Here is a 24,726-nt window from a genome sequence, read left to right on the forward strand (position 1 = left end):
GAAAATTGTTTAGCTAATTTCTCTGAATGTTTTTCCTTTTTTTTGCTAGCGATAAAATCAATATATCCTGGTCCCATATTATAGCTTTGGATGATAGCATCAATTCCAACGTCTTTCTCTATCCCGTATTTATACATTTGAGCGAAATGTTTTACACCTTGTTCAATGCTTAAGTTAACATCTTGAATTTCATTTCGCTGTAATCCAAGTGATTCAGAAGACTGCATAGGATCTGTACCTTCACCTCTACTTTCTTGATACATGATTCCCAATAATGTTGTTGTTTTGTCACTTAAATTATATTTTTCTAATTCTTTTTCAATGGTCGGTTTAAATTGTAATAAACGTTTTTCTACAGCGAAATCCTGATTTCTATCGGTGTTGTCCATAGAATTACTATATAGTAATTCGATTAATGTTATAAGAACAACAATAATACCTAAGAAAAATACAAACATTTTTTTACTCTTCATGCATTATTCCTCTGTTTCTTTTTAATATTAGGATTATTTCTTCTAGGAAAACAGACTAACATAAAGAGATAAAGATAAGATAAAGATAAAATAAATTTTATCTTTATTTGTCAAAGGAAGTCTCATTTATATGCGTATATTAGAGATTAAGACGAAGAGAGATAATGAATAACTTTATGATCTTTTTAATTACTACATTCTGTATACGATTTTATCATTTTAGCCAAGAAGACTCCTTCCTCAAGGAGCGTGAAGGGTCACAGCCCAGTGAGTAGGTGGGAGATGAATTGGCTTCGAACAAGGGATGGCAGGAAGCCATCTTAATTGTTCGACATACAGAAAGTGTTACTCCACTATCTATCGAATGTACGTTTGGTTTATAATAGTCATATACCAAAATGGAGGTGAATCAAATAATGATTAATAAAGCCTATAAGTTTCGTATCTATCCAAATCAAGCACAAGCAATTCTAATCAACAAAACGATTGGGTGTTCTCGCTTTGTATTCAATCATTTCCTATCCTTATGGGATCACGCATACAAAGAGATAGGAAAAGGCTTGACCTATGGTATATGCTCTGCCAAACTACCTGCCATGAAGAAAGAGCTTGTTTGGCTAAAAGAAGTGGATAGTATTGCGATTCAGTCATCTGTTCGCAACCTTGCGGATGCTTATACGCGCTTTTTCAAAAACCAAAACAGCGCACCGCGCTTTAAATCTAAGAAGAACAACGTACAATCTTATACCACAAAACAAACAAATGAAAACATTGCCGTTGTAGGGAACAAAATAAAGTTGCCGAAACTAGGCCTTGTTCGATTTGCCAAAAGTCGCGAAGTAGAGGGGCGTATTGTAAATGCTACAGTTAGACGGAACCCTTCTGGTAGATATTTTGTGTCACTATTAGTTGAAACAGAAGTACAAGAACTTCCGAAAACACATTCTTACATTGGAATAGATGTAGGACTAAAAGATTTCGCTATTTTGTCAGATGGAACACACTATGAAAATCCGAAGTTTTTCCGATCATTAGAAGAGAAGTTGGCGAAAGCACAGCGTGTTCTTTCTAGAAGAATGAAAGGGTCTTCTCGCTGGAATAAACAACGAGTAAAGGTAGCTAGAATTCATGAATACATATCAAATGCTAGAAAAGATTACTTGGACAAAATTTCAACTGAAATCATCAAAAACCACGATGTTATCGGTATAGAGGATTTGCAAGTATCGAATATGTTAAAGAATCATAAGTTAGCAAAAGCAATTAGTGAGGTATCTTGGTCGCAATTTCGATCAATGTTAGAATACAAAGCAAAATGGTATGGCAAACAAGTCATTGTCGTATCGAAAACATTTGCTTCCAGCCAATTATGTTCTTGTTGTGGATATCAAAATAAAGACGTTAAAAATCTAAACCTACGTGAATGGGACTGTCCTTCTTGTCGTACACACCATGATAGGGATATTAACGCAAGTATCAATCTAAAGAATGAAGCGATAAGGCTTCTAACCGCAAGGACTGCGGGGTTAGCCTAATTAATTAGAGTTCGATAGAACTCTTTACTTAGGAATCCCTCACTTCTAAACGAAGTGAAAGTGGGGGTAGTTCAAGAATGAATTTTTTGGATCTTGACATACTTCCTTTTTGGAAGAATCTATCCTTTTTTGTATGTGTGCATAGCCTCTATTGCTGCAGTAACTCGCTTGGCAGGCCGTGAGGCTTTAAACCAAGTATCGAACGACTTCGTTATTAAATAAAATGATAATTCAGTATAAGATTCTATGTTGAATTTCAATATTCTTTAACTAATTTCGACATAATCTGCATTTTATCTTTATTTCTTTTTAGTAATCTATTTTTGTACAAAGCGTGGTAATAATATTGAATCTAGCAATTAACTCCTGCTTTTTACGCATAAATAATAGAGAAAGGATAGATAACGATGTCGGAAAACGGTAATAAAAATAGTGGAATACGGGGAGTGTTCCTAACGATAATGATACTACTAACAACTTCTTTTCTTATGTTCTTTATAATGGGTAAGTTTAATTCCACTCCCGCAAAAGGAGCAAACCAAGAGAGGAAAAATAACCAAAGTATAATGTCACAATCTAAAGAGATAGAAAATACAAAACCACAAAGAGAAAAAAGAGCAGATGGAAAACCTGTAGGAAAAGTTGTTTATTTAACATTTGATGATGGTCCTAGTACTTTAACTGGGAAATTTTTAGATGTATTAAAAGAAAACGATGTAAAAGCAACATTTTTCATGCAGGGAAGTAATTTACAAAATGCAAGTTATCAGGAAAATGTAAAGCGAGCAGTAAAAGAAGGGCATTATATCGGTGCACATAGTATGACGCATAATAGTGATAAACTATACAAGAATGGACAATTTGTTCCAGAAATGAAAGAAACATTATCCCTTATTAAAGATATTACAGGTACAAATCCTAAGTTAGTACGTCCACCATATGGATCAGCACCAGGGCTAAAGAGCGAAGAAGTTCGTAATCAAATTGTAGAAGCTGGAATAAAAGTATGGGATTGGACAATTGACTCCTATGATTGGAAATTAAAGAATAATCCAAATGAAATTATAGAAAATGTAAAAAAATCTACAACAGAGGATGTTGAAGTAGTTTTAATGCATGAAAAACCTCAAACATTAGCAGTGCTTCCAGAAATTATAAAGTTTTATAAAGAAAAAGGTTATGAATTTGGTGTATATAATGATGCTGATCATTTTCACCTGAATTTCCAAAAAGATCATCGTCTATAAAATATGATTTTAGCAATTGAAAGCTACAGTGAACGTGAATTTATAGTATATAAAGAAAAGAGCACATTCTCTTGAATTATTGAACAGCTCCCTGTCAAGTAGACAGTGGAAATAATAAAAAACACTTTAAGCGGCTTGAGCCCTGTATTCTAATGGGTTTAAGCCGCTTAATTTTTCTTGGTAACGTTCATTATTGTAAAACTGGATATAATTACCTATCGCTTGTTATAACGCTTCAAATGTCTCATACTTATGTAGGTAATACTTTTCACACTTCAACGTCCCCCAAAACAATTCCATTGGTCCATTATCTATACATTTTCCTATACGTGACATGCTATGAATCATTTTTGCTTTTTCTATTTTTCTCTTAAACCCATGTGACGTATATTGATACCCTCGATCACTATGAATCAATGGATGTTCATTCTCTTATGGTATAATTTTCTAGATGATTTTGTAATTAAAGAGGGTGTAAATAATGGGGAACTTTCAAAGTAATTTTCAAACGGCTACACAAATCGCTACATCGATGAAAAATGCTTCGGATACAATCCAAAGTACGACAGATCGTTCTATAACAAAGGCGAGTCGTATTACACTGTCTGTTAATGCTCAAGCACAAGAAACGAATCAACAAATGCTGGATTTGACTAGGCAATTTTATGGAACCTTTCAACAAGCAGTTAATAATATTCATTCAGCAGCTAAGGGGTTTGAAAGAATGGATAACAAACTACAAAAGACATTTCACTAATGTGATAACCTACAGTAAAGAGTGAAGGAGAGGAAGAAAAAGATAGATCAAGACATTGAAAAGCAAATAAATCAACTAAATTAAAAAATATGGATAGTATTTGAAAAACAGGATCAAAACCAAGTTGCGATTCAAATCCAGAGACAAGCGGATATGGAATTTAACGAATTGAAAAATCGAAATAATCACTTATTTAATAGAACTTTAAAAACATGGCATGGTGATAGAGAAATTTCTAATTTTTTTATGAATAATCTTCAAGAATCGGAACATATCGAGTGGAAATTAATATTTGAATTGGAAAATCAAAAAGAAATATTGCTTAAAGAAAAACGCGATCTTATTGATTTAGAAACCAACCTTATTTATAGACAACAGCAATTAAAAAGGGAGGACAAAGCATGAGTTTAAATATGTATTTAGGGGAAGTACAAAATCAGACTCAAAGCATGAATGCTGTATGTACTGCTACCATTCAAGGTATGGAACAAATCATTCAGTCGATTGACGCTTTTGCTACTGATACGGTCTTGCAAGGACGAACATATAGTAGTGCAAAAATATTTTTTGTCCAAACCTTTCGTCCTTTAGCACAAGGTATCATTTATTTATGTGAAGAATTAATTCGTCAAAATGATGCTTTTCCAAGAGATTTTCAATCACAAGTTGCTTCCACGGATGTAATCGAACAAGAAGTAAGAGAGCAAATTCAAGAAATCAATCAAATGATTGCAAGTATAGAAGTGATAGATGAAGCTACACCAATGCCTGGCATAGATGCAATTGTGGCTGTTTTAGTTGAGATGAGAAAAAAACTTGAAGAAAAATTAGAGCATTTATATGAATTCAATTATACATCCAGTAATAACTACAGTACGGCCCTTCAACTAGTAGCTAGTATTGCTACTGGTCTTGCCGAAGTTCAAAGTGGGAAAGGATTTAGTCCTGTAAGTGGAACATTTAGTACACAAGGATTAAATATGGAGTGGATTACTTCTATTCAATCGATAACAGAAGATAGGTATCGTCAGACTGACAATCTTCTAAATAGTAGTTCAATTGAAGAAGGAGCAATGTGTGGCCCTTTAAATAGTGAAAAAAAAGATGAATCTTTACTGGATAAGTTTAAACATGATATTGAATATTCTTATAAGGAATATAGTAAAATGATATATGCCGCTGATCATAAATTTGTTTCTACGATTGAAAAAGCTGGATTAGGTGTGCCCTACCATCTAAAAAAAGGAATAGAAGATGCATTAGGTGATGAATTATTAGGAATTGTGAATGTAGCCCTCCATCCAATAAATACAATTAATGACACGATTGAAGCTCTTTCTAATCCAGCCAGAACATTCAATGCGATAAAACAAACGATTTCTGATTCTTGGAATACCAATGTTGTAAACGGGGACGGAAATAGTCAAGCTGAGCTTTATGGAAATGTAATGGGGCATGGTATGTTTGCCTTTGCCGGAACAAAAGGTGTAGATAAGCTCGCTAAGTCTGCGGCGTTGAAAACGGGTGCTGAAGTAGCTGAGATTTCGCAAGCTAGTAAAAAAGGCTTACAAGATGCTGCATCTTTATTTAATGGGAATCGCAATGGGTTTGCTATTGCTGGCGAAGGTGGTTTGCAATTTAATACACCTGATTTTAGGCAATTTGAAGAAAAGCTATCGACTCATCAGTTTGCTAAAGGCGAGTTCGGTTCTAGTGGAAATAAGAGTCCGGATAAAATTCATCAGTCTGACATTGAAAAAAAGCAATGGCTTGAGAGTTTACAAAACACAGAGAATTTTAAACAAGGGACTAAAGAAAACGGAATAAATCATATTTTTAATGGTGAAATACTTAAAAATGGGAATGCTAATGGTTTTCATTATGAAGGAACGTCGAATAGTAATAGTAAAATTGTCGGAGACCTCGATCCATCAAATGAGTTTGGTGTCTACCAAGCTAAAGTGGAAATTGATGGAGTATTAAAAGGCCCTAAATCCACATTCTTTCCAAGGGATTGGACACCTCAACAAGTAATAGATGCAGTGAATGAGGCTTTTAATAACAAAGTGAATATAAAAAACAATAGATATCTTGGAAAAACAAGTGATGGAATGACAATAGAGATGATTTTGAGGAATAATAAGGTAATCTCAGCTTATCCAGTATATTGAGTTGGAGGAAGTGTTCTTAATGATTAAGTATAATTATGAATTTAAATATATAGAAGAATTCAATGTGGTTGTTATGGATTTTGATGAAGAAAAATCGTTGAAATTTGCCAATATGATAAATGATCCTTTAGGGTCTGATATACCTTGGAGGTTAAGAGATTTAAAAAATGATATTAACAATTTTATTGATTTATTGAGGGGAAACATATCCGAATATAGACATGGAGGAAACGCTTCTAGCATAATATCCTTTAGAGATTTTACCATAATTGAGGATCCATTTTATGATGAAGAAGAAGATGAATTTGAGCCGATATGTAAATTAGAGACAGTTGAATTTGTTAAAATCATATTAGTGTGGGCTTATGAAACACATAAGTATAAGAGCGAAAGAGGAGAAATTGCTCAAGAAGATGCAAAAATGGCTATGAATTGGATTGAACAAAAGATGGAAGAAGTTAATAATATAGAGGATAGTAATCAAATATAAGAATTACGGAGTAATAATAGATGAAGAGTTTAAAATTAATTATAAAAATGAAAAATATGGGGAGATAGAAGAAGCATCTGTTACTTATGGAATGAAGTAGAGGGTTCTGGTGTAAAAAATCTAAAAAACTTGGACATACTGATACTTTTACTCTAAAAAGGATGGGGTCTGTATGGAAAATCAATGTTTTTTCAAGTGGAAACAGCATCAAACAGATATTATCCTATTAACCGTGAGATGGTACCTATGATATACCCATCATTTCCGTGGTTTGGTGGAAATGATGGGGGAACGAGGCTTATTCATTCCACATACAACGATTATGTTTTGAGTTCATTAATCCGGTCCTTCACCATATTATAAAAAGAGCCACATATAAATGGCTCTTTTTATAATATGATGTTTATACTTTCTGCGAGAATAGATTGCTTGCTATAATTTTAAACAAGCAAATGGAGACGCTAATCACAGCAACCCTCTCATTATAGAAAAGTACTATAAAAAAAAGGGAAAATAGAATCATCATAAGTAATATCTCATTTTTAGCTTGTTTTACATGCTCCATATGTTTTAACATAGTTAATCCATCTCCTTGTATAAAAAAATAGTTATTAGAGTGCTAGGAATTACAGCTAGACTCTCTATTTGCATATTTTACTCATTATCAAATTAAATTCTAAGAGTGAATTTATATTTGATAAATTAAGTTTATTTAAGGTGGAAGATATTTCTGTCAGCGTTAAAATTATTAGTTAAAATTAAAAGTAATTATTTCTCCTGCAAGGGAACTTGTTAAATTACAAGAAGAGTTAATAACTAAGAAAAATAAGTAAATGGAACCGTTAGCCATCAAGATGGAAGAAAAGCCAATAAATATACTAAATCAAGAAATCCTTAATAATATCTAGTTATATATTAAAAGGTGAACACAAATAAAGAGAAGAATAATTAAAGTATTTGTGAGTGAGCAAAAGAAATGAATTTTTAGTATTCAATATTCTTAGGAATGTTATATCATAAAAAAGATCGAACGATGATATAAAGAATAAACTTGATAGGTGGATAGAGAGATAATATATAGTGAATTTTATTGTAAATTAAGACTAAATATATAAAGGGTATTATGAAACAATACATTTTTGTTAATCAGTTAGGTAATAGCTATGAAAATAAGGTCGAACATATTGGTGTAAAAGAATGAATTGATTTAGAAATCCCTTTAATTTTTTAGGTGCGAATGTATAACAAACATGAAATTCCTCGTACATTCGCACCTAGAATTCTTAAACTTTATGAGGTGAATTTATAATTTTTATACAAATTACTTTATTTAATAAAAATATTTGTCTACTTTTTAATAGAATTAAAGTATTTGTGATTGATTTTGAACACAAATCGGTGTCGCACCTCAATTAGGTGCGTGGATTGAAATTTTAATGATGATAATGTGTTTATCTGTTTTACCGTCGCACCTCAAATAGGTGCATGGATTGAAATTGGACAGCAAATGGCGCTTTAAAGGCGATGAAAGGTCGCACCTCAAATAGGTACGTGGATTAAAATTTGCAAATATCGGTAATGTGATTACGCCTGTATTGTCGTATCTCTTGTGGGTGCGTGGATTAAAACTGGTAAGACCCTTGATAGCAATTTATTATGAGTTTACGCATTACCCAAAATTCAACTCTCACTTACCTTTGGACTTTCGTCCTACACAAGCTTGAGGAATAAGAATTCTTTTGGCTAATGCGTTAATTTTAATTAATACTTATTGAAACCTATAATGTTATTATGTAATATAAAGGTATATTGTTAGTTTATTTGATTCCGTTTATTCCTACACCTTTTTTGTGTTGTGGTTGAGTTGTAGAAGCAAGTTTCGTCTTGTTTCAATTGTGAAAGGGCTTCTTTGAGCCGATTAGTGTATATAGCTTATTTTGCTATGCACATTTTCAATCGACTTGAAGAAGCTCTTTTTGTGTTGTTTTCAAGTTTGTAGGCGGGGTTATGAATCATAAAAAGTTACAAAATAGAGGAGATAGTAAAATGAAAAAGACTGTAGACATTTACGATTAGTACCAACAGCAGAGGAACATAAAACAAGAATGGAAAAAAATCAGAAGTCATATGCTGCACCAGCCATGTCATCCGAATCCAGAGCAAGAGTAAATCAAATGAGAGGGTGTTTTGAAGCAGAAATTATATTACCAGACGGTAAATTTCAATATTTCAAGCCACATGCTCTTAATGTAAAAGAAGCCATTCAGGAAATTGCGTTATATATTGAAGGGATTCAGGAAACAAACGAAGGCTATGTCATCTTATGGCGCTTTGTCGGGCAACAAAGTTTTTATTATGGCACAAATATTGTAGCTGAACCGAAGTTTCGTACATTTCTACGTAAGGTGAAAGATTATTTCTTCGATTATGAAGAGGTGGTTTATAAAACTGAAAAATAAGGGAGAAAGAGGGATAGATATGAAAAAAGATAACATTTGGGTAGTGTCAGATGATTCAAAAGAGCAGGAAATAAAAGAGCAATCCCAAGAGTTGGATGATATATTCGTTGGTTTGGATGAGCTATCGGAGATTACAGATGATGAACTACCATTTTAATTATATTGAGGTAGTGTATAGAGGGTAAAAGGAAGAACTAAGTGATGTATATACTTGGATCTTCCTTTTTTATTGTAAAAAAGAACTTGGAGGGGAATATTATGTTTACAAAAATTTTTATTGGTCTATTTTGTTATGTGTTTTTGGTAGTTCGTAATTCAAAGAAAAAATTTCTAATAGAAGAAGCCAAGAAAAAAGAAATGGAAAATAAACCGGTGGAACGCCCCGTTTATTGGTGCTCAAGAGAAAATAAACCTATTGGAAGGGAACAAGAGCGTGTTACTGTTCCAACAAAAGAGATCACCTTAGAAAAGGATGTAGCAAGTATATATGATTTAGTTGCTACATCTGTTCATAAAAATATGGGTGAGGAAGAGAGTAACAGGTTAAAACATGAAGATATAGAAGAAGTGGAGTATGCTGAAGCTTTTCATCATACTCCTACTCCTGAAGTTGTTTATGATATTCCTTTTCCAAGTGATGAGGATATACCAGAAGAATTATTAGAATATGAGGACATGTATTCACAACAAGAATATGTTTCAATTCCATCCGAAACAGAACATATTTTTCCTGTTCAACAAGGAGTAGCTGATGTTGAAGATATGGATTTTGTGAGGTGGACTGCAAAAGTAATAGAACAAGAACAAGGACTGACACGTGTCATAAATATGTCTAATAAGAAGCGTTATTGGATTCATACAGAGGGAGAGATATTACCAAAAAATCAATTACTGTATATGGAATTAGAGGTCGATTCACCTTATTCTTATACACTAGTTGAATGGAGTAATAGACAACTAGGGAATATTTGAACTATTCACCACTTAACGTCCTAACGGACTGTTTGAAGTGGGAGATTCCTGGGAACACCGATGTATCCACCGGTTATCTTAGCAGGCTCTACCCGTAGTCCCTACGGTGAGAACATAAGTATCTTGTACGCTGACTCACCACACTACCTACTTTAGCTTGGTTTTCGCAATTTTGAGAAGCGTGGGGCGATAGAACGTTGAAGATTTTACGGTTGCAACGTTTTTCTGCAACCAACCTCATATCTTCAGTTTTCGAAGAGCAATCTGTACAAGTAAATGATAGCAAATATGTTGGCTTATGCCAACCGACAGAAGACTCCCACCTAAAATTGGTGTTTCACACCTTCACATTTTTGAGGAAGGAGTCTTCTGTCGGAAAACAATAAATCTATTTCCTAGTTGTATTTTCTTAGTTAAATAGCATGAAATACAGCATTTTCTCACTCATTTGTACAAGAATAAAACATTTTTTTATTTTTGTACAAATGAGTGGGACAGAATGATTCACCATATAAGGATATTCGACTATAATGAGACATTGTACGTCATTGTAATATTGAAATGTTTTGAGATTCAAGTGATTAACAGTCTTAAAACAGGAGAATTGAGAACTCTTCGTAATATTACAATGCTTAAAATAGATTAAATCCAAACATGAGGATTATATGAAGTAAAAAATATTTTTGAGTTAAAAAAATAACAATTTTGAAAGGTGAATGTAAATGAATATTAATTCCATAAGTAACAATGTAGTAGAAAAATTAGAACAAACGGTGCGCTATGAAAAGAAACAAGTCCAGGTATTACGTGTAAGTAAAAGTAGTTCTAATATACACGCTTACATGATTTTTCCGGAATTCTCAGAGGTTAAAATTTCAAATACCGAACTGAATGAATATATAGAAAACCTTTCAACAAGCGTGAAGTATGTCATTGATCGCAAGTTGAGTCAACAAGAAATTGAAAAACAAAATCATTCTTTCATTATGACGTGTGAAGTCGAGGAAGATGGTGTGATAGATGATGAAACGATTCATTTTAATACGACGTATGTAAAACCACCAACAATTGCAAATAAAGTATTTAAGTTGGTATGTGGATTAGGGAATCGCTTAGATAGCTTAAAAGAACTATATATTACAGTATTAAATAATAATATTAACCGAATTGAAATTGAGTTTTACAATGAAAATGAAACATATGTGGCAGTAGAAAAAGAAGAAATTGCAAATGCAATTATGGGGGCATATACAAAAGCAAATATCTATTATGCAGCAGATCTTTATTATGCTGCAGAAGGAAATGAAATCAAATTAAAGAGCATCAAACCAAAATTAGCGGGTGATGTGTGATGAAACGAGAAAAAGGAATGATAGGAGTCTTATGCACGCTTGTTTTGATAATTTTATTACTTGTACCCTTACAAGCAGCTCAAGCTTCTGTAAAAGTAGATTTTAATGAGTTAAAAGGAAATGATGTTTCGTCATCATTTAAAGATGGACTAAACAATCGAACGAAAACAACAGAGAAAGAGGATTCATTTGGATCATCAATCATACAAAAGATTGAAGGATTGTATGCGCCGGCTTTTAAAGTAGGAGTCAATATCTTTTCTATTTCATTCGTATTAGGAGTTATTGTCATGGTTATGGCATTAATTACAAAGAATGGTCAATGGATGAAGTGGGCAACCGGAAGTATGATTTTCTCATTTATCAGCATGATGTCGATGAGACTAAGTGTATACTTCTTGTTTAGTTCCGATGTATTTTCATTTATGAACATCTTTACGGATTTTTTAGACCTGTTTAAAGCAACAGCACTTATTTTCACACCATTTATGTTAATCGCAGGTATTCGTTTAAGAAGAACTCATGAGAGTACGAAACAGCCTGAGTATTACCGTTGGGCCAACCGTGTCATAACAGGATCTTGTTTGCTGTGTATGTTAGCTGTACTCGCTCCATGGCTATTTGCTAATATGTGAAAAACTATATATATAAATAGAAAAGGTACTGAATTTACATTCAGTACCTTTTATCTACCCATTAGGTTCTTTCTTTCATATTCTTCAAATACTTCTTCTGATATTGGCGATAGTATGCCACTTAAATACACAGCGGTATATAAAAAGTATTGGCCATCATTTGTTTTTATTGTATGAGTACCGTGTTCCTCATTGTTTGGAATAATTCGTTCAATTTTGAGTTGCTTTTTATCACAAATGATCTCTTTTATCCTATATAAATTATGTGTTGGTAAACGATTAATATACAAACAAAGGTATTCTAGTAGAAATAGAATAACAGTCATTTGTAGAATGAAAGCAATCTTTAATAGAGTTGGTATGGATGCAAATAATACTAGAAATATAGAGATCAAGAAAATATTTAACTTTGAAAACCATTTTTCATGTTGATTTAAAGAAATAATACTTTTCTTATTCTGAAACACCTGGAACCTCGTTATAAGAAAAATAATTGCAAAGATTCCTTCATAACTAAACCAGGTTTTCCACTCCGTATCAGTAAGTTCTAGCAATATATATATGATACCGGTAGATACGATCAGTGGTACCAGCTGTACCAAACTAAATAGTATGGTATGTTCTAACATTCTTTTCTTGTAGATACGATTAGTAATTGAATCCAAGTTTCTTAACTCCTTCTGCAATTTTCATGATGACACCACCAATAAGAAGATGGTATTCGCCAATTCCTTTTTCATTTACGTACCAACACATATAGTGTCGGATATCTTCTTTTGCACCATGGTCATGTAAAGGAAAAGGAGATGCGTATTTTTTAGATGACATATTATTATCACCGAAAGGAACCTGTTTTGCAAATGCAAAACGTTTCTTCGAATCATTTATAATCCAACAACCATAGTTTACTGACCCATACCATATTGCGTCTTTATGAATTGGATCAATAGAAGGTTGTGCTGGATAGCTTTCAGCTAGTATTTGCGCTTTTTCTTCACGAAGTTGCTGATGTATGTGTGAATTTAATGGATCTTCCGTTCCGATTTCATAGGTTTCCTCAAAATTCCCACACTCATAAGGGATAAGGGGATTATTTGAATCAGCTGCTAATTGCAGACTGCAAGAATCTGATTTTGAAAGATAATATACACAGTCTTTGCAGGTGAAATAGTTTGAAAAAGCTGAATCACTTTCTGGTTCTGTTCCGGTATTATTTACTACAAGTTTTAACATGTCTATCACAACCCTTTTTAGGCTAATTCGTAAATTAATATAGACGTATCATATCATGCTTATAAATAAATGTAAATATTTTCCAAACAAAAATAACCTTATTAATTTTGAAAGGACTGTTTGTATTGAATAGAAATCGAGAATATATTGCTTTGCAAAATTCTATATTAATAGGCTGGTTACTGACATGCATCGTAATAGGCCTATCTATCTATTTTTCTTCTGTTGTTTATTTATTAATCGGATGTTTCATTCTATCGTTAAAATACGGATTAATGGGTACCGTGAAAAATGTGGAAAAACGTTTGCCTACCTGGGCCAACTTTGGCGTCATTGAAAAGCCAGTAAATCGAAGAGTGACTAGACCTTTTCAGTTTCGAGGTGGGCTCCTTGTTTCATTAGCATTAGGCTTCGTGGAGATGGTAATTAAAGGCTTATGTATCTCATATTTTATTTTAGGATTAGAAACGCATGTATATCGTTTAATGCGCAGAAACGCAAGGGTGTAAAAAGGGGGCTTCTATTATGAACGTATTGATATTTGAATTAATTCTCATTGCGGTTCTGATTCCGTTGAATATTGTTGTGAAAAAACATGTACCGAAATGGAAAGGAAAAGCCGGAGAGAAATTAGTGAACCGTATACTAAGTAAATTAGATCCAAAAAGTTACTTTGTATTACATAATGTAACGGTTTATACGGAGTACGGTGATACAACGCAAATTGACCATATTGTTATCGCTGAAACAGGTGTATTTGTTATAGAGACGAAAAACTACGAGGGATGGATCTATGGAAGTGAGAAAGCGGCAAGGTGGACACAGGGTATTTTTAGAAAGAAATCCTCTTTTCAAAATCCATTTCGACAAAACTATAAACATATAAAAGCAATTGAATGGGTGATGGAACAACAGCTGCCTTGTATCTCTATTGCTGCGTTTCATCCAAAATGCAGTCTGAAAAGGGTACATGTTCATTCTAAAGATAAACATATCCTGTATTATAACGATTTAAAAAATGTATCGAATCCTATATTGATCTGAAACTTACAAAAGACGAGGTGGAGCATATCTACCAAACTATTTTGCGAGCAAATATTGACGATAAGGATATAAAGAAGAAACATGTGAAGTATTTACAGTATAAGTTCGCTAAACAATAAGAAATGGAGAAAGGGCAATGTTATATGTAGTAGGGTTTATCGTAATCTCTGTAATAGCTATTCGTCTTAACATGAAGTATTACAAACTAAAAGGAGACCCATACTTAGCGTTTTTTAGAAATGTTAAAACTATATGGATATTATTTACTGAAAAACAGAAATATTACAGATTATTATTGGAATTTATTTTGTAAAGACAAGCTGACAAGATCTGAGAATAGAAACATTGATGATATTGTTAGTAGTTTAGCTTTAACAACAAAAGCATTAACGGAACTAACAAAACAAAAAGAAATCACAGAAAGCTTTTATATGTTTGATATATTACACACTTCTAGGAAAATAAATTCATTAAAATTTCACTAGATTTTTGGAAAATAGTTGTTAGAAAACTTGAATCATTTAAGTAGATTTCCAGAGCGTCACGTTTTTGGGTTTTCTTTTAGAATAATTTTATAATTAAATATAAATTTATACATATAATACCATAAATTGGCCGATCTATAGTTTGAAAGTTGAAAATTTTTTGTATATTTTGGTAGATATAGCTATTATAATTGTATGAGAATAAGGTAATTCTACAGGTTGGAAGCTAACAAGATGATTAGGTGTTTTTTATTTGTTCTAGAGCATATGTGTTGAAAATCTCGCATTTAAATCATGAAATACTTGCTATTAAAGAGGAAGTTGACTTCTCATATAGTTATGATCATGAGTGAGGGGGCATTACTGTTATACAGTCTCGAGAACTATTTTATTACCAAGTAACCAAGATAATGAAGAGCGCTGTATATAATATTCTTGAATCGGTATGTTCCCCCTCCAATTTAAGTTATAGTAAGCTTTTGCTAATGCCTTTATTACCATTTTCTAAATAAATAGACATATATACAAGAGGAGGATTTTAAAGTGGTAAATCATCAATTGGAAAAGTTACATAATAAGATGGATGAAGTTAATTTTCAGTTATTGCAGTTACTAAATAAACGTGGCAGAATCGTTCAACAAATGGGAGAGCAAAAACAATTACAAGGCACAAAATATTTCCATCCAGTTCGTGAAAGCGAGGTTTTAGATATGATTTCCAAATGTAATGAGGGGCCATTTGAAACATCAACAGTGCAACATATTTTTAAAGTTATCTTCAAAGCGAGCTTGGAGTTGCAAGAAAATGATAATCGTAAAGAATTGCTTGTTTCTCGTGAAAAGAAAAAAGAAAATACAATTATTGATATAAAAGGGGAACTTTTAGGAAATGGAACACAAACGTTTATTATGGGCCCATGTGCAGTAGAGAGTTTAGATCAAGTTCGTCAAGTCGCGCAGGCACTGAAGCAGCAAGATTTAAAATTAATGCGCGGTGGTGCGTTCAAACCCAGAACATCACCATATGATTTTCAAGGTTTAGGTATAGAAGGATTGCAAATTTTACGCGAGGTAGCCTACGAGTTTGAATTAGCAATTATTAGTGAAATTTTAAATCCCCATGATGTAGAAATGGCACTTGACTACGTTGATGTTATTCAAATTGGAGCTCGTAATATGCAAAACTTTGACTTATTACGAGAAGTTGGTAAAGTTAATAAACCTATATTATTAAAGCGTGGTTTAGCGGCGACAATCGATGAATTTATCAATGCAGCAGAATATATTATTGCACAAGGAAATGATCAAATTATATTATGTGAGCGTGGCATTCGCACCTACGAGAGAGCAACACGTAATACATTAGATATTTCTGCTGTACCGATCTTACAGAAGGAAACACATTTACCAGTTGTGGTAGATGTAACGCATTCAACAGGACGTAAAGATTTATTATTACCAACTGCGAAAGCAGCACTCGCGGTTGGGGCGGACGCAGTAATGGCAGAAGTACATCCAGATCCAATGGTCGCATTATCTGATTCTGAACAGCAAATGGATATTTTAGAATTTCATACATTCATGGAAGAGTTAAAAAGCTTTAAAAATAAGATGTTTTATTGAAATATTCATTACTAATAGAAAATTACACATAAATACATAGAGCACTGTTATAGATAGGGGGAACAGTTAGAACTAAAATAACCATCAATGGGACTTTTTGAGTAGAAATAAAAATTTTGCACAGGAAAACAAGAGCTCGTTACGTAAACAACATATGAAATAGTAGAATTTATACAATGAAATTTGTTCTATACTAAGTAGGCCTCATTTTTATTACCTTTTTAGAAGAATGAAAAGGTGAATATTGGTATAAGGAGCTATCTAAAATTAGGGGAGGAATATAACAATGAGTACCATGGTGAATACAGTACTTGGACCTATAAAATCTGAATTTTTAGGAAAAATATTAATACATGAACATTTTTTATTTGGATTTCCTGGTTTTAGCGGTGATTCTACTTTAGGGGGATTGGATTGGGAAGTAGCGCTTAATGTAGCGATTAAAGCAGTGGAACAAATGAAATCTTTTGGGGTTCAGACCGTTGTTGATGCTACTCCAAATGATTGTGGTAGAAATCCTCTCTTTTTAAAAGAGGTTTCAGAGAAAACAGGTCTTCATATCATTTGTTCAACAGGTTATTACTATGAAGGTGCTGGAGCAAGTACATACTTTAATTTTCATAGAAGCATTGATCCTCAAAGGACTGAAAATGAAATCTATGAAATGTTTATGAAAGAAATAAAAGAAGGAATTAATAAAACTGGTATTAAACCTGGTGTAATAAAGGTAGCATCAAGTCAAGATAGAATTACGGATTACGAACAAATGTTTTTTAGGGCGGCTGCTAGAGTTCAAAATGAAACTGGAACAAGGATAATCACTCATACACAAGGAGGCACAATGGGGCCAGAACAAGCAGAGTTACTTATTTCTGAAGGAGCAAGTCCTAATGGAATTTTAATTGGACACATGTGCAGAAGTACCGATATGGATTACCATATTCGAACATTAGAGACTGGAGTATATATTGCGTTTGATCAATTCGGTTTACAAGGAATTTTAGGATTTCCTCTTGATCAGTTTAGAGAGAAGGTTTTAATAGAATTAATTCATAAAGGATACGAAAATAAGATCATGCTCTCGCATGATACTACTATTTTTAAATTAGGAAGGGCACCGGACTACCCTGAAAAAACAAAAAAGTTGATGGCTAATTCATATCCAACCCATATTTTTGAAAACGTAATACCAGTACTCAAAAAATCGGGGGTTATTGATAATCAAATTCAAATTATGATGGTAGAAAATCCAAGAACCTTTTTTAGAATTGACTAGATATAGTTAAAAATTGATTATTTAAATGCTAAAAAATTATATATGCTTACTACTCAAGAATTCTTTAGTTTCAGTTGAAGGCTTCTTGAGTAGTAGTTTCTAGCAACGTTAAAATACAGTACATCACATTTATATACTGCTTATTTTTGTTTTTTAATTTGGTTATTTAAAAATACGAGATTTTATAACATGGTAAAGGGTTTACTTAAACCCTATTAAAAGAATAAGCTAAGAGGTGGTAAAGTGTTAATATTAATTTGTATTGTTATTCTCTTTATTGGATTAATTATGCGATTTAATCCATTAGTTGTTGTAACCTTTGTGGGATTTATAATTGGATATTTTAATCATCTATCATTGAAAGATATTTTAAACATTTTTGGAGAATCATTTGTTCAAAATCGCTATATGTCATTATTTATTTTTACTCTTCCTGTTATCGGTGTATTGCAACGGCATGGCCTAATAGAACAAGCTCACTCACTAGTAAGTAAGTTCAAAATGGTGACATCAGGTCGAATCCTTATTTTGTATTTATTTATTCGACAGGTGACAACAGCATTAGGTTTAAGTAGTATTGGTGGACATACCCAGATGGTCTATCCATTAGTTTCTCCAATGGCAGAAAGCGCTACTGTTTCTAGGTATGGGAAACTCCCGAAATCTGTCCATGAAAAAATAAAAGCTTTTTCAGCATCTGTTGACAATATTGGATTATTTTTTGGTGAAACTCTTTTTATTACAAGTGGTACCATCTTACTTATGACTGGCTTTTATGAACAAAATAAAATTAAAGTCGAGCCCTTAGATTTTATTATATGGGGATTACCTTTTGCTTTTTCAGCTTTTGTAATTCATAGTATGCGACTTATCCTATTTGACAGAGCAATTCAACAAGAATTACAAAGATCTTCAGGAAAGACATCTAACACAACAGTAAATGGAGAATCAGAATATGATTATTGAGCTTGAATATATTTATATGATTGCAGGTATTTTTTTGATTATTATTTCTCTTCTTACAATAAAAGACAAACGCAACCCCAAACGAATTTCTACTTCATTATTTTGGGGGATATATGGCGTGACATTTTTATTCGGCAAAGTTATACCACCTATGCATATAGGTATTTTAGTTATTATTATGGTGTTAATTGTAGGGAGTGGGGGAGTTCAATCAAGTTCGCATAATGAAAATAATTCAAAGTTAAGCAAGAAAGGTTCAACAAAATGGGGAAATGTATTGTTTATACCAACTCTTTTAATTCCAGTGATTACAGTGATTGGATCAATAGTATTTAAAAATTTTACCATTCATGGAACTTATCTATTTGATCAAAAGTATATTACTCTAATTTGTCTCAGTCTGGCCTCTATTATTGCCCTAATTGTTGCTATTATTTTAACAAGGGAAAATGTAATACAATCAATGCAAGAAGCTCGTAGATTAGTAGGTGCTATGGGATGGGCGTATATGCTTCCGCAAATGCTGGCTACTTTAGGTACCCTTTTTCTATTATCTGGTGTTAGCAAAACAATTTCTAATGTAGCATTTACTGTTATTCCTATTGAAAGTCGTTTTTTTGCAATTGTTATTTATGTATTAGGGATGACTTTCTTTTCTATAATTATGGGGAATGCATTTTTAGCATTTCCTATAATTATGGGGGGGATTGGTATACCACTTCTTATTGATGTTCATCATGCGAATGTTGCAGTTTTAGCAGTTGTTGGTATGTTATCAGGTTACTGTGGAACACTAATGACACCAATGGCTGCTAATTTTAATATAGTTCCTGCTACTCTATTCGGTTTATCTGATAAAAATGCTGTAATTAAAACTCAAATACCAACAGGTTTACTACTATTAGTAGTTAATTTATGTTTAGGCTATTTTTTAATATGACGCATACTGTGAAATGAAAAATGATTTAATATTTAGTGTGCGTTCATTGTTAGTCTTTGAGTAATAAAAATACATTTAAATGAATTTTCAAAATAATGACATCTCGATTTAATATTTAGAATAATATATATATATGGATTTTTTTGATAAATGTGATAAAATAAATCCTGGTGTTATTTTTTTACATTAATATTACTGATTTGTAACAATTTACATTATTGTTGTTTGAAATCAAAAAACAAAGTAATTGAGGAGGATAAAGATTATGAAAGAACTCAAAGTAATTAGAACTGATATCCCTGATGATCCACCCAGTTTAGATCCTCAAAAAGCTACAGATATGTGTTCGTTTAGGATTCTGAATAATGTCATGGAAGGACTTGTTAGATTAAATCCAGAAGGAAAAATAGTCCCTGGAATGGCAGAAAGTTGGAATATTTATGATGACGGACATAGCTATGAATTTATTTTGAGGGATGCTTTATGGTCAAATGGAACTAAAGTCACTGCGTTTGATTTTGAATATGCTTGGAAACGTAATTTGAATCCTAATTTCAATTCAAGGTATGCCTATTTAATGTTTTTGATAAAAAATGCAAGAGAATATTGTGAAGGTACTTTACAAGATGAAAGTTTAATAGGTATTAAAGCAATAAACGAAAAAATATTGTTAGTTAATCTAGTAAATCCAAATCCTAAATTTTTAGATCTTATTACTTTTCCTATATACTTCCCAGTCAATCATAAAGTTTGTGAAAATTTAAAAGATGAATTTGCAATTAATGAGCTACATACTAGTTTTAATGGACCGTTTATTATAGATGAGTGGAAACTCCATGACAAACTTATATTAAAAAGAAATGTAAATTATTATGAAGAAAAGATTGTTAACTTAGATGAAGTCCATTATTATGTTATAAAAAATGCTTCAGAATTAGTAAATGCTTATAAAAATAATGAATTGGATACTATTTATAGAGTTCCAAATCAATATCTTAATTCAGAATTTTCGTTATCAACTGAAATAAAGTTTGGACCAGACTGCTTAACCGAATACTTAGCTTTTAATACCCAAAATAATATTTTAAGTAATAAAAAAATAAGGAAAGCGCTTAGTTATTCTATTAATCGGAACGAGTTGTTAGCGGAAGCTAAAAACTTTGGATTCTTACCAGCTTATGGAATTGTCCATCCTAAGATAAAAGGTTTAGTAAGGGAAAACAATGGAGAGTGTTTTAAGGACAATCTAGATTTCGCTAAAGAACTATTTAAAGAAGGTATAAAAGAAATTGGAATTGAAATAAATAAATTTCGTCTAATTGGCGAGAATACAACTCAAGGTATTAAGTATATGAACAAAATTAAGAAATGGTGGAAAGAAATATTTAATATAGAATTAGAAGTAATACCTTTAGGTTTAAAAGAAAGGATTGAAGAGTTAAGGTTAAAAAAATTTGATATTGCTATGGTACATTGGCGAGCTGATTATAATGATTCAATGAGTTATTTAGAACTTTTTAAACAGAAGGGGAAACTGAATTATTCTCAGTGGGAGAATATGGAATTTAATAATCTATTAGATAAAGCCCAGCAGGAAGAAAACCTTATTCAAAAAGAGAGTATATTATCAGATGCCGAAAAATTGTTAATGCAGGAAATGCCAATAGCTCCTTTATATTATCAAGTTAGACCAACTTTAACTAAAGAAACTGTTTCAAATATTGTCTTTAGCGCTACGGGGACAGATCAAGGGTTTAAATGGGCTAACAATCAAGTAATTGTTACTGCTAATTAAGTTGAAAAAAGGAGGTATAAAAGGCTGTGGAAGTTACTAAAGTCCTAATGATAGCATTTAATAATTCATTTGTTGAATTGTTAGAGAGGTCCGCTAGAAAATATGAATTGTATGTAATAGAAGAAAATGAAATTTACGAAAAGTCGAGTAAGAATTTTCATAAAGAGATCATAAAAGGTGTTTTATTAGGTGAATATCAGCAGAGTGAACAATTCTTACAAGAAGCTATTAGATGGCACTCTGACATCAAGTTTGATGTTGTAGTTCCAGGATTAGAATATGGTGTTAAGGCAGCCACTCTATTTGCTTTAAAATGCGGTCTAACTAATCCGGGTGAAAAAGCAATTGATGCATTTACAGATAAATATAAACTACGATCTTTTTGTAAGGGGTTAAATGTACCACAGCCTAAATATCTTCAAGTAAAAGGTTTAAAGGATATATCCTTATTTTTTGAAGATGGATTTATCCCAATTGTCTTAAAACCTACAAATAGAAGAGGCTCCATAGGGGTACAACTTATTCATAATGAAGTAGATTTGGAAGCCGCCTGGAAAGCTACTACGACTGTCAAAGAAAATAGTCCAATTCAAAGAAGAATAAGGCCAGAATATTTAGTAGAGGAATATGCAGGTGGCTATGAAGTTTCAATAGAGAGTCTAGTATACAAATCCAAACCAATATTTCATAACATTACCTTGAAATCAACTGTTGAAGGTATGCATCCGGTTGAAAAGAGTCACATTGTACCTGCCCCGTTAACTGATAGAGATAGAGAACAATTAATCAATTATAAAGAGAACTTACTATTAGGATTAAATGTTGAAGCAGGTTTCTTTCATTCTGAATGGAAAGTGGATGCTACTGGTCCAAAACTTATAGAATGTGCAGCGAGACTAGCAGGAGACTTTATACCAGAATTAATAACAAAGGCATATGGATTTAATATTGCAGAAGCTTTTATTGATGTAATGATGAATAAAAAACCACAAATAATAACTAAACCGAGATATGTAACGGCAAATCACTATTTTTTTCCGAAACCAGGAAAATTAAGAGAGATAGAAGGTATAGAATTTTTGAAAAAATCACCTTTTATTTGGGGTTATAGAATAAAAACAAATCTAGGAGATACAATTGGGCCAATTACGTGTTCAATGGATAGACCTGGATCTTGTATGATTATAGCAGATACAAGTGAAGATGTTTTAAATTATATGAAAGAAGTAGATAAAACCGTCGTTTTTTTAACAGAGAATAATAAATGATAAAAGGATTATATGAGACTAACAATCAGGTAAAATTATTATTGTTTGGTATACTTTTGGTAAACGCTGGTTACTTTATGATTCTTCCATTTATTGGGTTATATTTGACTAGCAAATTAAGTTTTAGTGTTTTTCAAACGGGAGTGATATTGACTATATTAACTATATGTCAATGGAGCATGGGTTTTTTTAGTGGAATATTTAGTGATAAATATGGACATAAGCTAATGATTCTATTAGGAGTTTTAATTAGAATTATTGGGTTTCTGCTGTTTATTCTTCCTAAATCCTTTATCATTTTTATATTAGCTGCGTTTCTAATAGGAACAGGTGGCGCGATGTATAGTATTTCATCAAAGGCCTTATTAGTTACGATATCTGATACAGAAAAAGCAACAGTATTTGCTTTAAGAAGCACTGCAGTTAATATGGGAGCAGCTATAGGTCCTCTTCTAGGATGGTATCTTTTTAAAACATCATTCTTGCTCACGTTTATTATAACAGCAGGGGCGCACGTTATTTTTTTATTATTGATACTAAAGCATCTTGTAAATATAGAAAAAGCTATAACAGATAAGTCTAAACCAAATATATTTAAGAATTTTTCTTTAGTGGTTAAGGATCGAAACATTTTGTTTTTTTTCTTATTATGTATTATTTTTTGGACTTTATATAATCAACTATACTTCACAATTCCTTTAATTATTAAAGATCAATATAACATAAGTTCTGATTTAGGGATATTTTTTACTATTAATAGTGTAATGATAATATGTTTTCAATATATTATTATTAAAAAAGCTTCGGCAAAGCTAAGTGAGTTAGGAATTATTACTCTTGGTATCATTTTACTTTCTTTATCATTTTGTATACCGATTATAGGGAATCACAATTATGCTATGTATGGTTTTATTATTTTCTTTACTTTCGCTGAGATTCTTATTATTCCCACTATAGATACATATACTGGTTCTTATGCTAAGCCAGCATTACTTTCAAGTTATCTGGGGTTTATTTCAATTAGTGGAGGGATTGGTGGATTATTAGGAAATACATTTGGAGGAACCATTTATACATATTTGAAAAAAAATGAGGATGTTTGGACTATTTGGTTTGTATTCTTAAGTATCGCGGTTATATTACTTTTATTAATAATAAGATATAAAATTTTGGTTGTTAAACAAGAGCATACAAAGGTAAGGACTGGAAGTGACTAATTTGCAAATTAATAAACAAGTGTCAAATGAAGTTATCATTATTACAGGAGGTGCCGGGGGAATTGGTAGATCTACAGCTCATGAATTTTTGAAAAAAAAGGGAACGTTGGTTGTGTTACTGGATAACAACAGGATAGCCTTGCAAAAAATTGAAGATGAATTTCATCAAAAATATCCAAGAAAGCTATTTACAATATCTTTAGATGTAACAAAAGAGGATGAGGTAGTAACTGCAATTAATTTTATATATGAACGTTTTGGAAAAATTGATTCTTTTATAGCTTTAGCTGGAATCTCACCTAAAAAAGATGGGAAAAAATTTCCTTTTGAAGAAATTAAAGAGCCTGAATGGGATATGGTAATGAATGTGAATGTTAAAAGTTCCTTTTTATTTCTAAAACATCTTGCCCCTTATATGAAACTGAAGAAGAAAGGTAGTATTGTTTTAGTTTCTTCTTTAGCAGGAAGAACAAATAGTCCTACTGCGGGCTTACACTACATTACCTCTAAATCAGCAATTCTTGGTATGACCAAAGGACTTGCTCAGGAATTAGCTCCATATGGAATTAGAGTTAACTGTATATCACCAGGCAAAGTAAAAACTAGTATGATAGAAGGAACTGTAGCCAAATTAAACAATTCATATGTTGATTCCATTCCTTTAAAAAGATTTGCAGAACCTCAAGAAATTACCAATGCCATTGTATTTTTAGCTTCTAAAGAGTCTAGTTATATAGTAGGGGCTAACATAGATGTTAATGGCGGTAGAGTAATGTTTTAGTACGGAA

The 24,726-nt window shown here is 32.1% G+C and carries 23 protein-coding genes and 3 pseudogenes; 22 read left to right on the forward strand and 4 right to left on the reverse strand.

The window, feature by feature from the left end:
• A partial coding sequence (locus MR143_RS24060; RefSeq protein ID WP_242281000.1) for a lysozyme family protein occupies positions 1-473 on the reverse strand: 473 nt, incomplete at its 3' end.
• Positions 474-889: 416 nt separating this feature from the next.
• Between MR143_RS24060 and tnpB the strand changes: the two genes are divergently transcribed.
• Together tnpB and MR143_RS24070 are read left to right on the forward strand one after the other, a co-directional pair.
• The gene (gene tnpB, locus MR143_RS24065; RefSeq protein WP_242281001.1) at positions 890-2,008 is read left to right on the forward strand and encodes an IS200/IS605 family element RNA-guided endonuclease TnpB; all 1,119 of its coding nucleotides are present in this window, start codon (positions 890-892) and stop codon (positions 2,006-2,008) included.
• A gap of 461 nt (positions 2,009-2,469) precedes the next feature.
• On the forward strand, positions 2,470-3,255 hold the full coding sequence (locus tag MR143_RS24070; protein WP_374267118.1) for a polysaccharide deacetylase family protein: 786 nt from the start codon (positions 2,470-2,472) through the stop codon (positions 3,253-3,255).
• A 126-nt stretch (positions 3,256-3,381) separates the two neighbouring features.
• Here MR143_RS24070 and MR143_RS24075 read toward each other — a convergent pair.
• A pseudogene (locus tag MR143_RS24075) lies at positions 3,382-3,675 on the reverse strand (transposase); the annotation flags it as partial.
• A 61-nt stretch (positions 3,676-3,736) separates the two neighbouring features.
• Between MR143_RS24075 and MR143_RS24080 the strand changes: the two are divergent.
• The 10 genes and pseudogenes from MR143_RS24080 to MR143_RS24125 all read left to right on the forward strand — a co-directional run bounded on the left by MR143_RS24080 (position 3,737) and on the right by MR143_RS24125 (position 12,091).
• Positions 3,737-4,012 carry a TIGR04197 family type VII secretion effector gene (locus MR143_RS24080; protein ID WP_199718328.1) on the forward strand — a complete coding sequence of 92 codons (276 nt, stop codon included), beginning with the start codon at positions 3,737-3,739 and terminating at the stop codon, positions 4,010-4,012.
• 87 nt (positions 4,013-4,099) lie between these two features.
• Positions 4,100-4,417: a DUF3958 family protein gene (locus tag MR143_RS24085; protein WP_242281046.1), complete on the forward strand. Its 318-nt coding sequence runs from the start codon at positions 4,100-4,102 to the stop codon at positions 4,415-4,417.
• Complete coding sequence (locus MR143_RS24090; protein ID WP_199718326.1) at positions 4,414-6,183, forward strand: EndoU domain-containing protein; 1,770 nt, start codon at positions 4,414-4,416, stop codon at positions 6,181-6,183. Before MR143_RS24085 ends, MR143_RS24090 begins: the two co-directional genes overlap by 4 nt.
• A gap of 19 nt (positions 6,184-6,202) precedes the next feature.
• Entirely contained in the window at positions 6,203-6,673 is a 471-nt protein-coding gene (locus MR143_RS24095) for a hypothetical protein (RefSeq protein ID WP_199718324.1), read from the forward strand.
• 172 nt (positions 6,674-6,845) lie between these two features.
• Positions 6,846-6,998: pseudogene (locus MR143_RS24100) on the forward strand (IS6 family transposase); the annotation flags it as partial.
• Between the two features lie 1,780 nt (positions 6,999-8,778).
• Positions 8,779-9,132, forward strand: coding sequence for a DUF6018 family natural product bioysynthesis protein (locus tag MR143_RS24105; protein WP_199718322.1), 354 nt, complete (start codon positions 8,779-8,781; stop codon positions 9,130-9,132).
• Positions 9,133-9,151: 19 nt separating this feature from the next.
• The gene (locus tag MR143_RS24110; RefSeq protein ID WP_199718320.1) at positions 9,152-9,289 is read left to right on the forward strand and encodes a hypothetical protein; all 138 of its coding nucleotides are present in this window, start codon (positions 9,152-9,154) and stop codon (positions 9,287-9,289) included.
• A gap of 101 nt (positions 9,290-9,390) precedes the next feature.
• Positions 9,391-10,104, forward strand: a complete 714-nt coding sequence (locus MR143_RS24115; protein ID WP_199718318.1) for a transposase — start codon at positions 9,391-9,393, stop codon at positions 10,102-10,104.
• Positions 10,105-10,826: 722 nt separating this feature from the next.
• A complete protein-coding gene (locus MR143_RS24120; RefSeq protein WP_242281002.1) occupies positions 10,827-11,456 on the forward strand; it encodes a hypothetical protein in 630 nt (209 codons plus the stop codon).
• Positions 11,456-12,091 (forward strand): hypothetical protein, encoded by a 636-nt coding sequence (locus tag MR143_RS24125; RefSeq protein WP_242281003.1) that lies wholly within the window; start codon positions 11,456-11,458, stop codon positions 12,089-12,091. The genes MR143_RS24120 and MR143_RS24125 overlap by 1 nt, the downstream gene beginning before the upstream one ends.
• 50 nt (positions 12,092-12,141) lie before the next feature.
• Here the strand turns inward: MR143_RS24125 and MR143_RS24130 are convergent, their stop codons facing one another.
• Together MR143_RS24130 and MR143_RS24135 are read right to left on the reverse strand one after the other, a co-directional pair.
• A complete protein-coding gene (locus MR143_RS24130) occupies positions 12,142-12,720 on the reverse strand; it encodes a hypothetical protein (protein ID WP_199718338.1) in 579 nt (192 codons plus the stop codon).
• Positions 12,721-12,739: 19 nt separating this feature from the next.
• Positions 12,740-13,324: a hypothetical protein gene (locus MR143_RS24135; RefSeq protein ID WP_199718314.1), complete on the reverse strand. Its 585-nt coding sequence runs from the start codon at positions 13,322-13,324 to the stop codon at positions 12,740-12,742.
• 125 nt (positions 13,325-13,449) lie between these two features.
• On the opposite strand from MR143_RS24135, the gene MR143_RS24140 reads away from it, so the two are divergent.
• From MR143_RS24140 to MR143_RS24185, 10 genes and pseudogenes are all read left to right on the forward strand, one after another.
• Positions 13,450-13,833, forward strand: a complete 384-nt coding sequence (locus tag MR143_RS24140; protein WP_199718312.1) for a hypothetical protein — start codon at positions 13,450-13,452, stop codon at positions 13,831-13,833.
• Between the two features lie 16 nt (positions 13,834-13,849).
• Positions 13,850-14,487 (forward strand): annotated as a pseudogene (locus MR143_RS24145) (nuclease-related domain-containing protein).
• Between the two features lie 909 nt (positions 14,488-15,396).
• Positions 15,397-16,476 (forward strand): bifunctional 3-deoxy-7-phosphoheptulonate synthase/chorismate mutase, encoded by a 1,080-nt coding sequence (locus tag MR143_RS24150; protein WP_131251600.1) that lies wholly within the window; start codon positions 15,397-15,399, stop codon positions 16,474-16,476.
• Positions 16,477-16,762: 286 nt separating this feature from the next.
• On the forward strand, positions 16,763-17,752 hold the full coding sequence (locus tag MR143_RS24155) for a phosphotriesterase family protein (protein WP_242281004.1): 990 nt from the start codon (positions 16,763-16,765) through the stop codon (positions 17,750-17,752).
• Between the two features lie 243 nt (positions 17,753-17,995).
• Positions 17,996-18,718: a DUF969 domain-containing protein gene (locus MR143_RS24160; RefSeq protein ID WP_131251596.1), complete on the forward strand. Its 723-nt coding sequence runs from the start codon at positions 17,996-17,998 to the stop codon at positions 18,716-18,718.
• Positions 18,708-19,658, forward strand: coding sequence for a DUF979 domain-containing protein (locus MR143_RS24165; protein ID WP_131251594.1), 951 nt, complete (start codon positions 18,708-18,710; stop codon positions 19,656-19,658). Before MR143_RS24160 ends, MR143_RS24165 begins: the two co-directional genes overlap by 11 nt.
• 265 nt (positions 19,659-19,923) lie before the next feature.
• The gene (locus MR143_RS24170; protein ID WP_131251592.1) at positions 19,924-21,453 is read left to right on the forward strand and encodes a peptide ABC transporter substrate-binding protein; all 1,530 of its coding nucleotides are present in this window, start codon (positions 19,924-19,926) and stop codon (positions 21,451-21,453) included.
• Positions 21,454-21,479: 26 nt separating this feature from the next.
• The gene (locus tag MR143_RS24175; RefSeq protein WP_131251590.1) at positions 21,480-22,721 is read left to right on the forward strand and encodes an ATP-grasp domain-containing protein; all 1,242 of its coding nucleotides are present in this window, start codon (positions 21,480-21,482) and stop codon (positions 22,719-22,721) included.
• Positions 22,718-23,938, forward strand: coding sequence for an MFS transporter (locus MR143_RS24180; RefSeq protein ID WP_131251587.1), 1,221 nt, complete (start codon positions 22,718-22,720; stop codon positions 23,936-23,938). The genes MR143_RS24175 and MR143_RS24180 overlap by 4 nt, the downstream gene beginning before the upstream one ends.
• A 1-nt stretch (position 23,939) precedes the next feature.
• Positions 23,940-24,719, forward strand: a complete 780-nt coding sequence (locus tag MR143_RS24185) for an SDR family NAD(P)-dependent oxidoreductase (RefSeq protein ID WP_165498046.1) — start codon at positions 23,940-23,942, stop codon at positions 24,717-24,719.
• The last annotated feature ends 7 nt before the right edge of the window (positions 24,720-24,726 follow it).

It is taken from the genome of Bacillus cereus group sp. BfR-BA-01347, from assembly GCF_022663835.1.
Classification (GTDB): Bacteria; Bacillota; Bacilli; order Bacillales; family Bacillaceae_G; genus Bacillus_A; species Bacillus_A thuringiensis_K.

What these genes read in the sequence shown, in the direction of transcription:
- tnpB (WP_242281001.1), top strand. Translation starts at nt 890, where the DNA reads ATGATTAATAAAGCCTATAAGTTTCGTATCTATCCAAATCAAGCACAA.
- MR143_RS24070 (WP_374267118.1), top strand. Translation starts at nt 2,470, where the DNA reads ATGATACTACTAACAACTTCTTTTCTTATGTTCTTTATAATGGGTAAG.
- MR143_RS24080 (WP_199718328.1), top strand. Translation starts at nt 3,737, where the DNA reads ATGGGGAACTTTCAAAGTAATTTTCAAACGGCTACACAAATCGCTACA.
- MR143_RS24090 (WP_199718326.1), top strand. Translation starts at nt 4,414, where the DNA reads ATGAGTTTAAATATGTATTTAGGGGAAGTACAAAATCAGACTCAAAGC.
- MR143_RS24095 (WP_199718324.1), top strand. Translation starts at nt 6,203, where the DNA reads ATGATTAAGTATAATTATGAATTTAAATATATAGAAGAATTCAATGTG.
- MR143_RS24105 (WP_199718322.1), top strand. Translation starts at nt 8,779, where the DNA reads ATGGAAAAAAATCAGAAGTCATATGCTGCACCAGCCATGTCATCCGAA.
- MR143_RS24110 (WP_199718320.1), top strand. Translation starts at nt 9,152, where the DNA reads ATGAAAAAAGATAACATTTGGGTAGTGTCAGATGATTCAAAAGAGCAG.
- MR143_RS24115 (WP_199718318.1), top strand. Translation starts at nt 9,391, where the DNA reads ATGTTTACAAAAATTTTTATTGGTCTATTTTGTTATGTGTTTTTGGTA.
- MR143_RS24120 (WP_242281002.1), top strand. Translation starts at nt 10,827, where the DNA reads ATGAATATTAATTCCATAAGTAACAATGTAGTAGAAAAATTAGAACAA.
- MR143_RS24125 (WP_242281003.1), top strand. Translation starts at nt 11,456, where the DNA reads ATGAAACGAGAAAAAGGAATGATAGGAGTCTTATGCACGCTTGTTTTG.
- MR143_RS24130 (WP_199718338.1), bottom strand. Translation starts at nt 12,720, where the DNA reads ATGTTAGAACATACCATACTATTTAGTTTGGTACAGCTGGTACCACTG.
- MR143_RS24135 (WP_199718314.1), bottom strand. Translation starts at nt 13,324, where the DNA reads ATGTTAAAACTTGTAGTAAATAATACCGGAACAGAACCAGAAAGTGAT.
- MR143_RS24155 (WP_242281004.1), top strand. Translation starts at nt 16,763, where the DNA reads ATGAGTACCATGGTGAATACAGTACTTGGACCTATAAAATCTGAATTT.
- MR143_RS24165 (WP_131251594.1), top strand. Translation starts at nt 18,708, where the DNA reads ATGATTATTGAGCTTGAATATATTTATATGATTGCAGGTATTTTTTTG.
- MR143_RS24170 (WP_131251592.1), top strand. Translation starts at nt 19,924, where the DNA reads ATGAAAGAACTCAAAGTAATTAGAACTGATATCCCTGATGATCCACCC.
- MR143_RS24180 (WP_131251587.1), top strand. Translation starts at nt 22,718, where the DNA reads ATGATAAAAGGATTATATGAGACTAACAATCAGGTAAAATTATTATTG.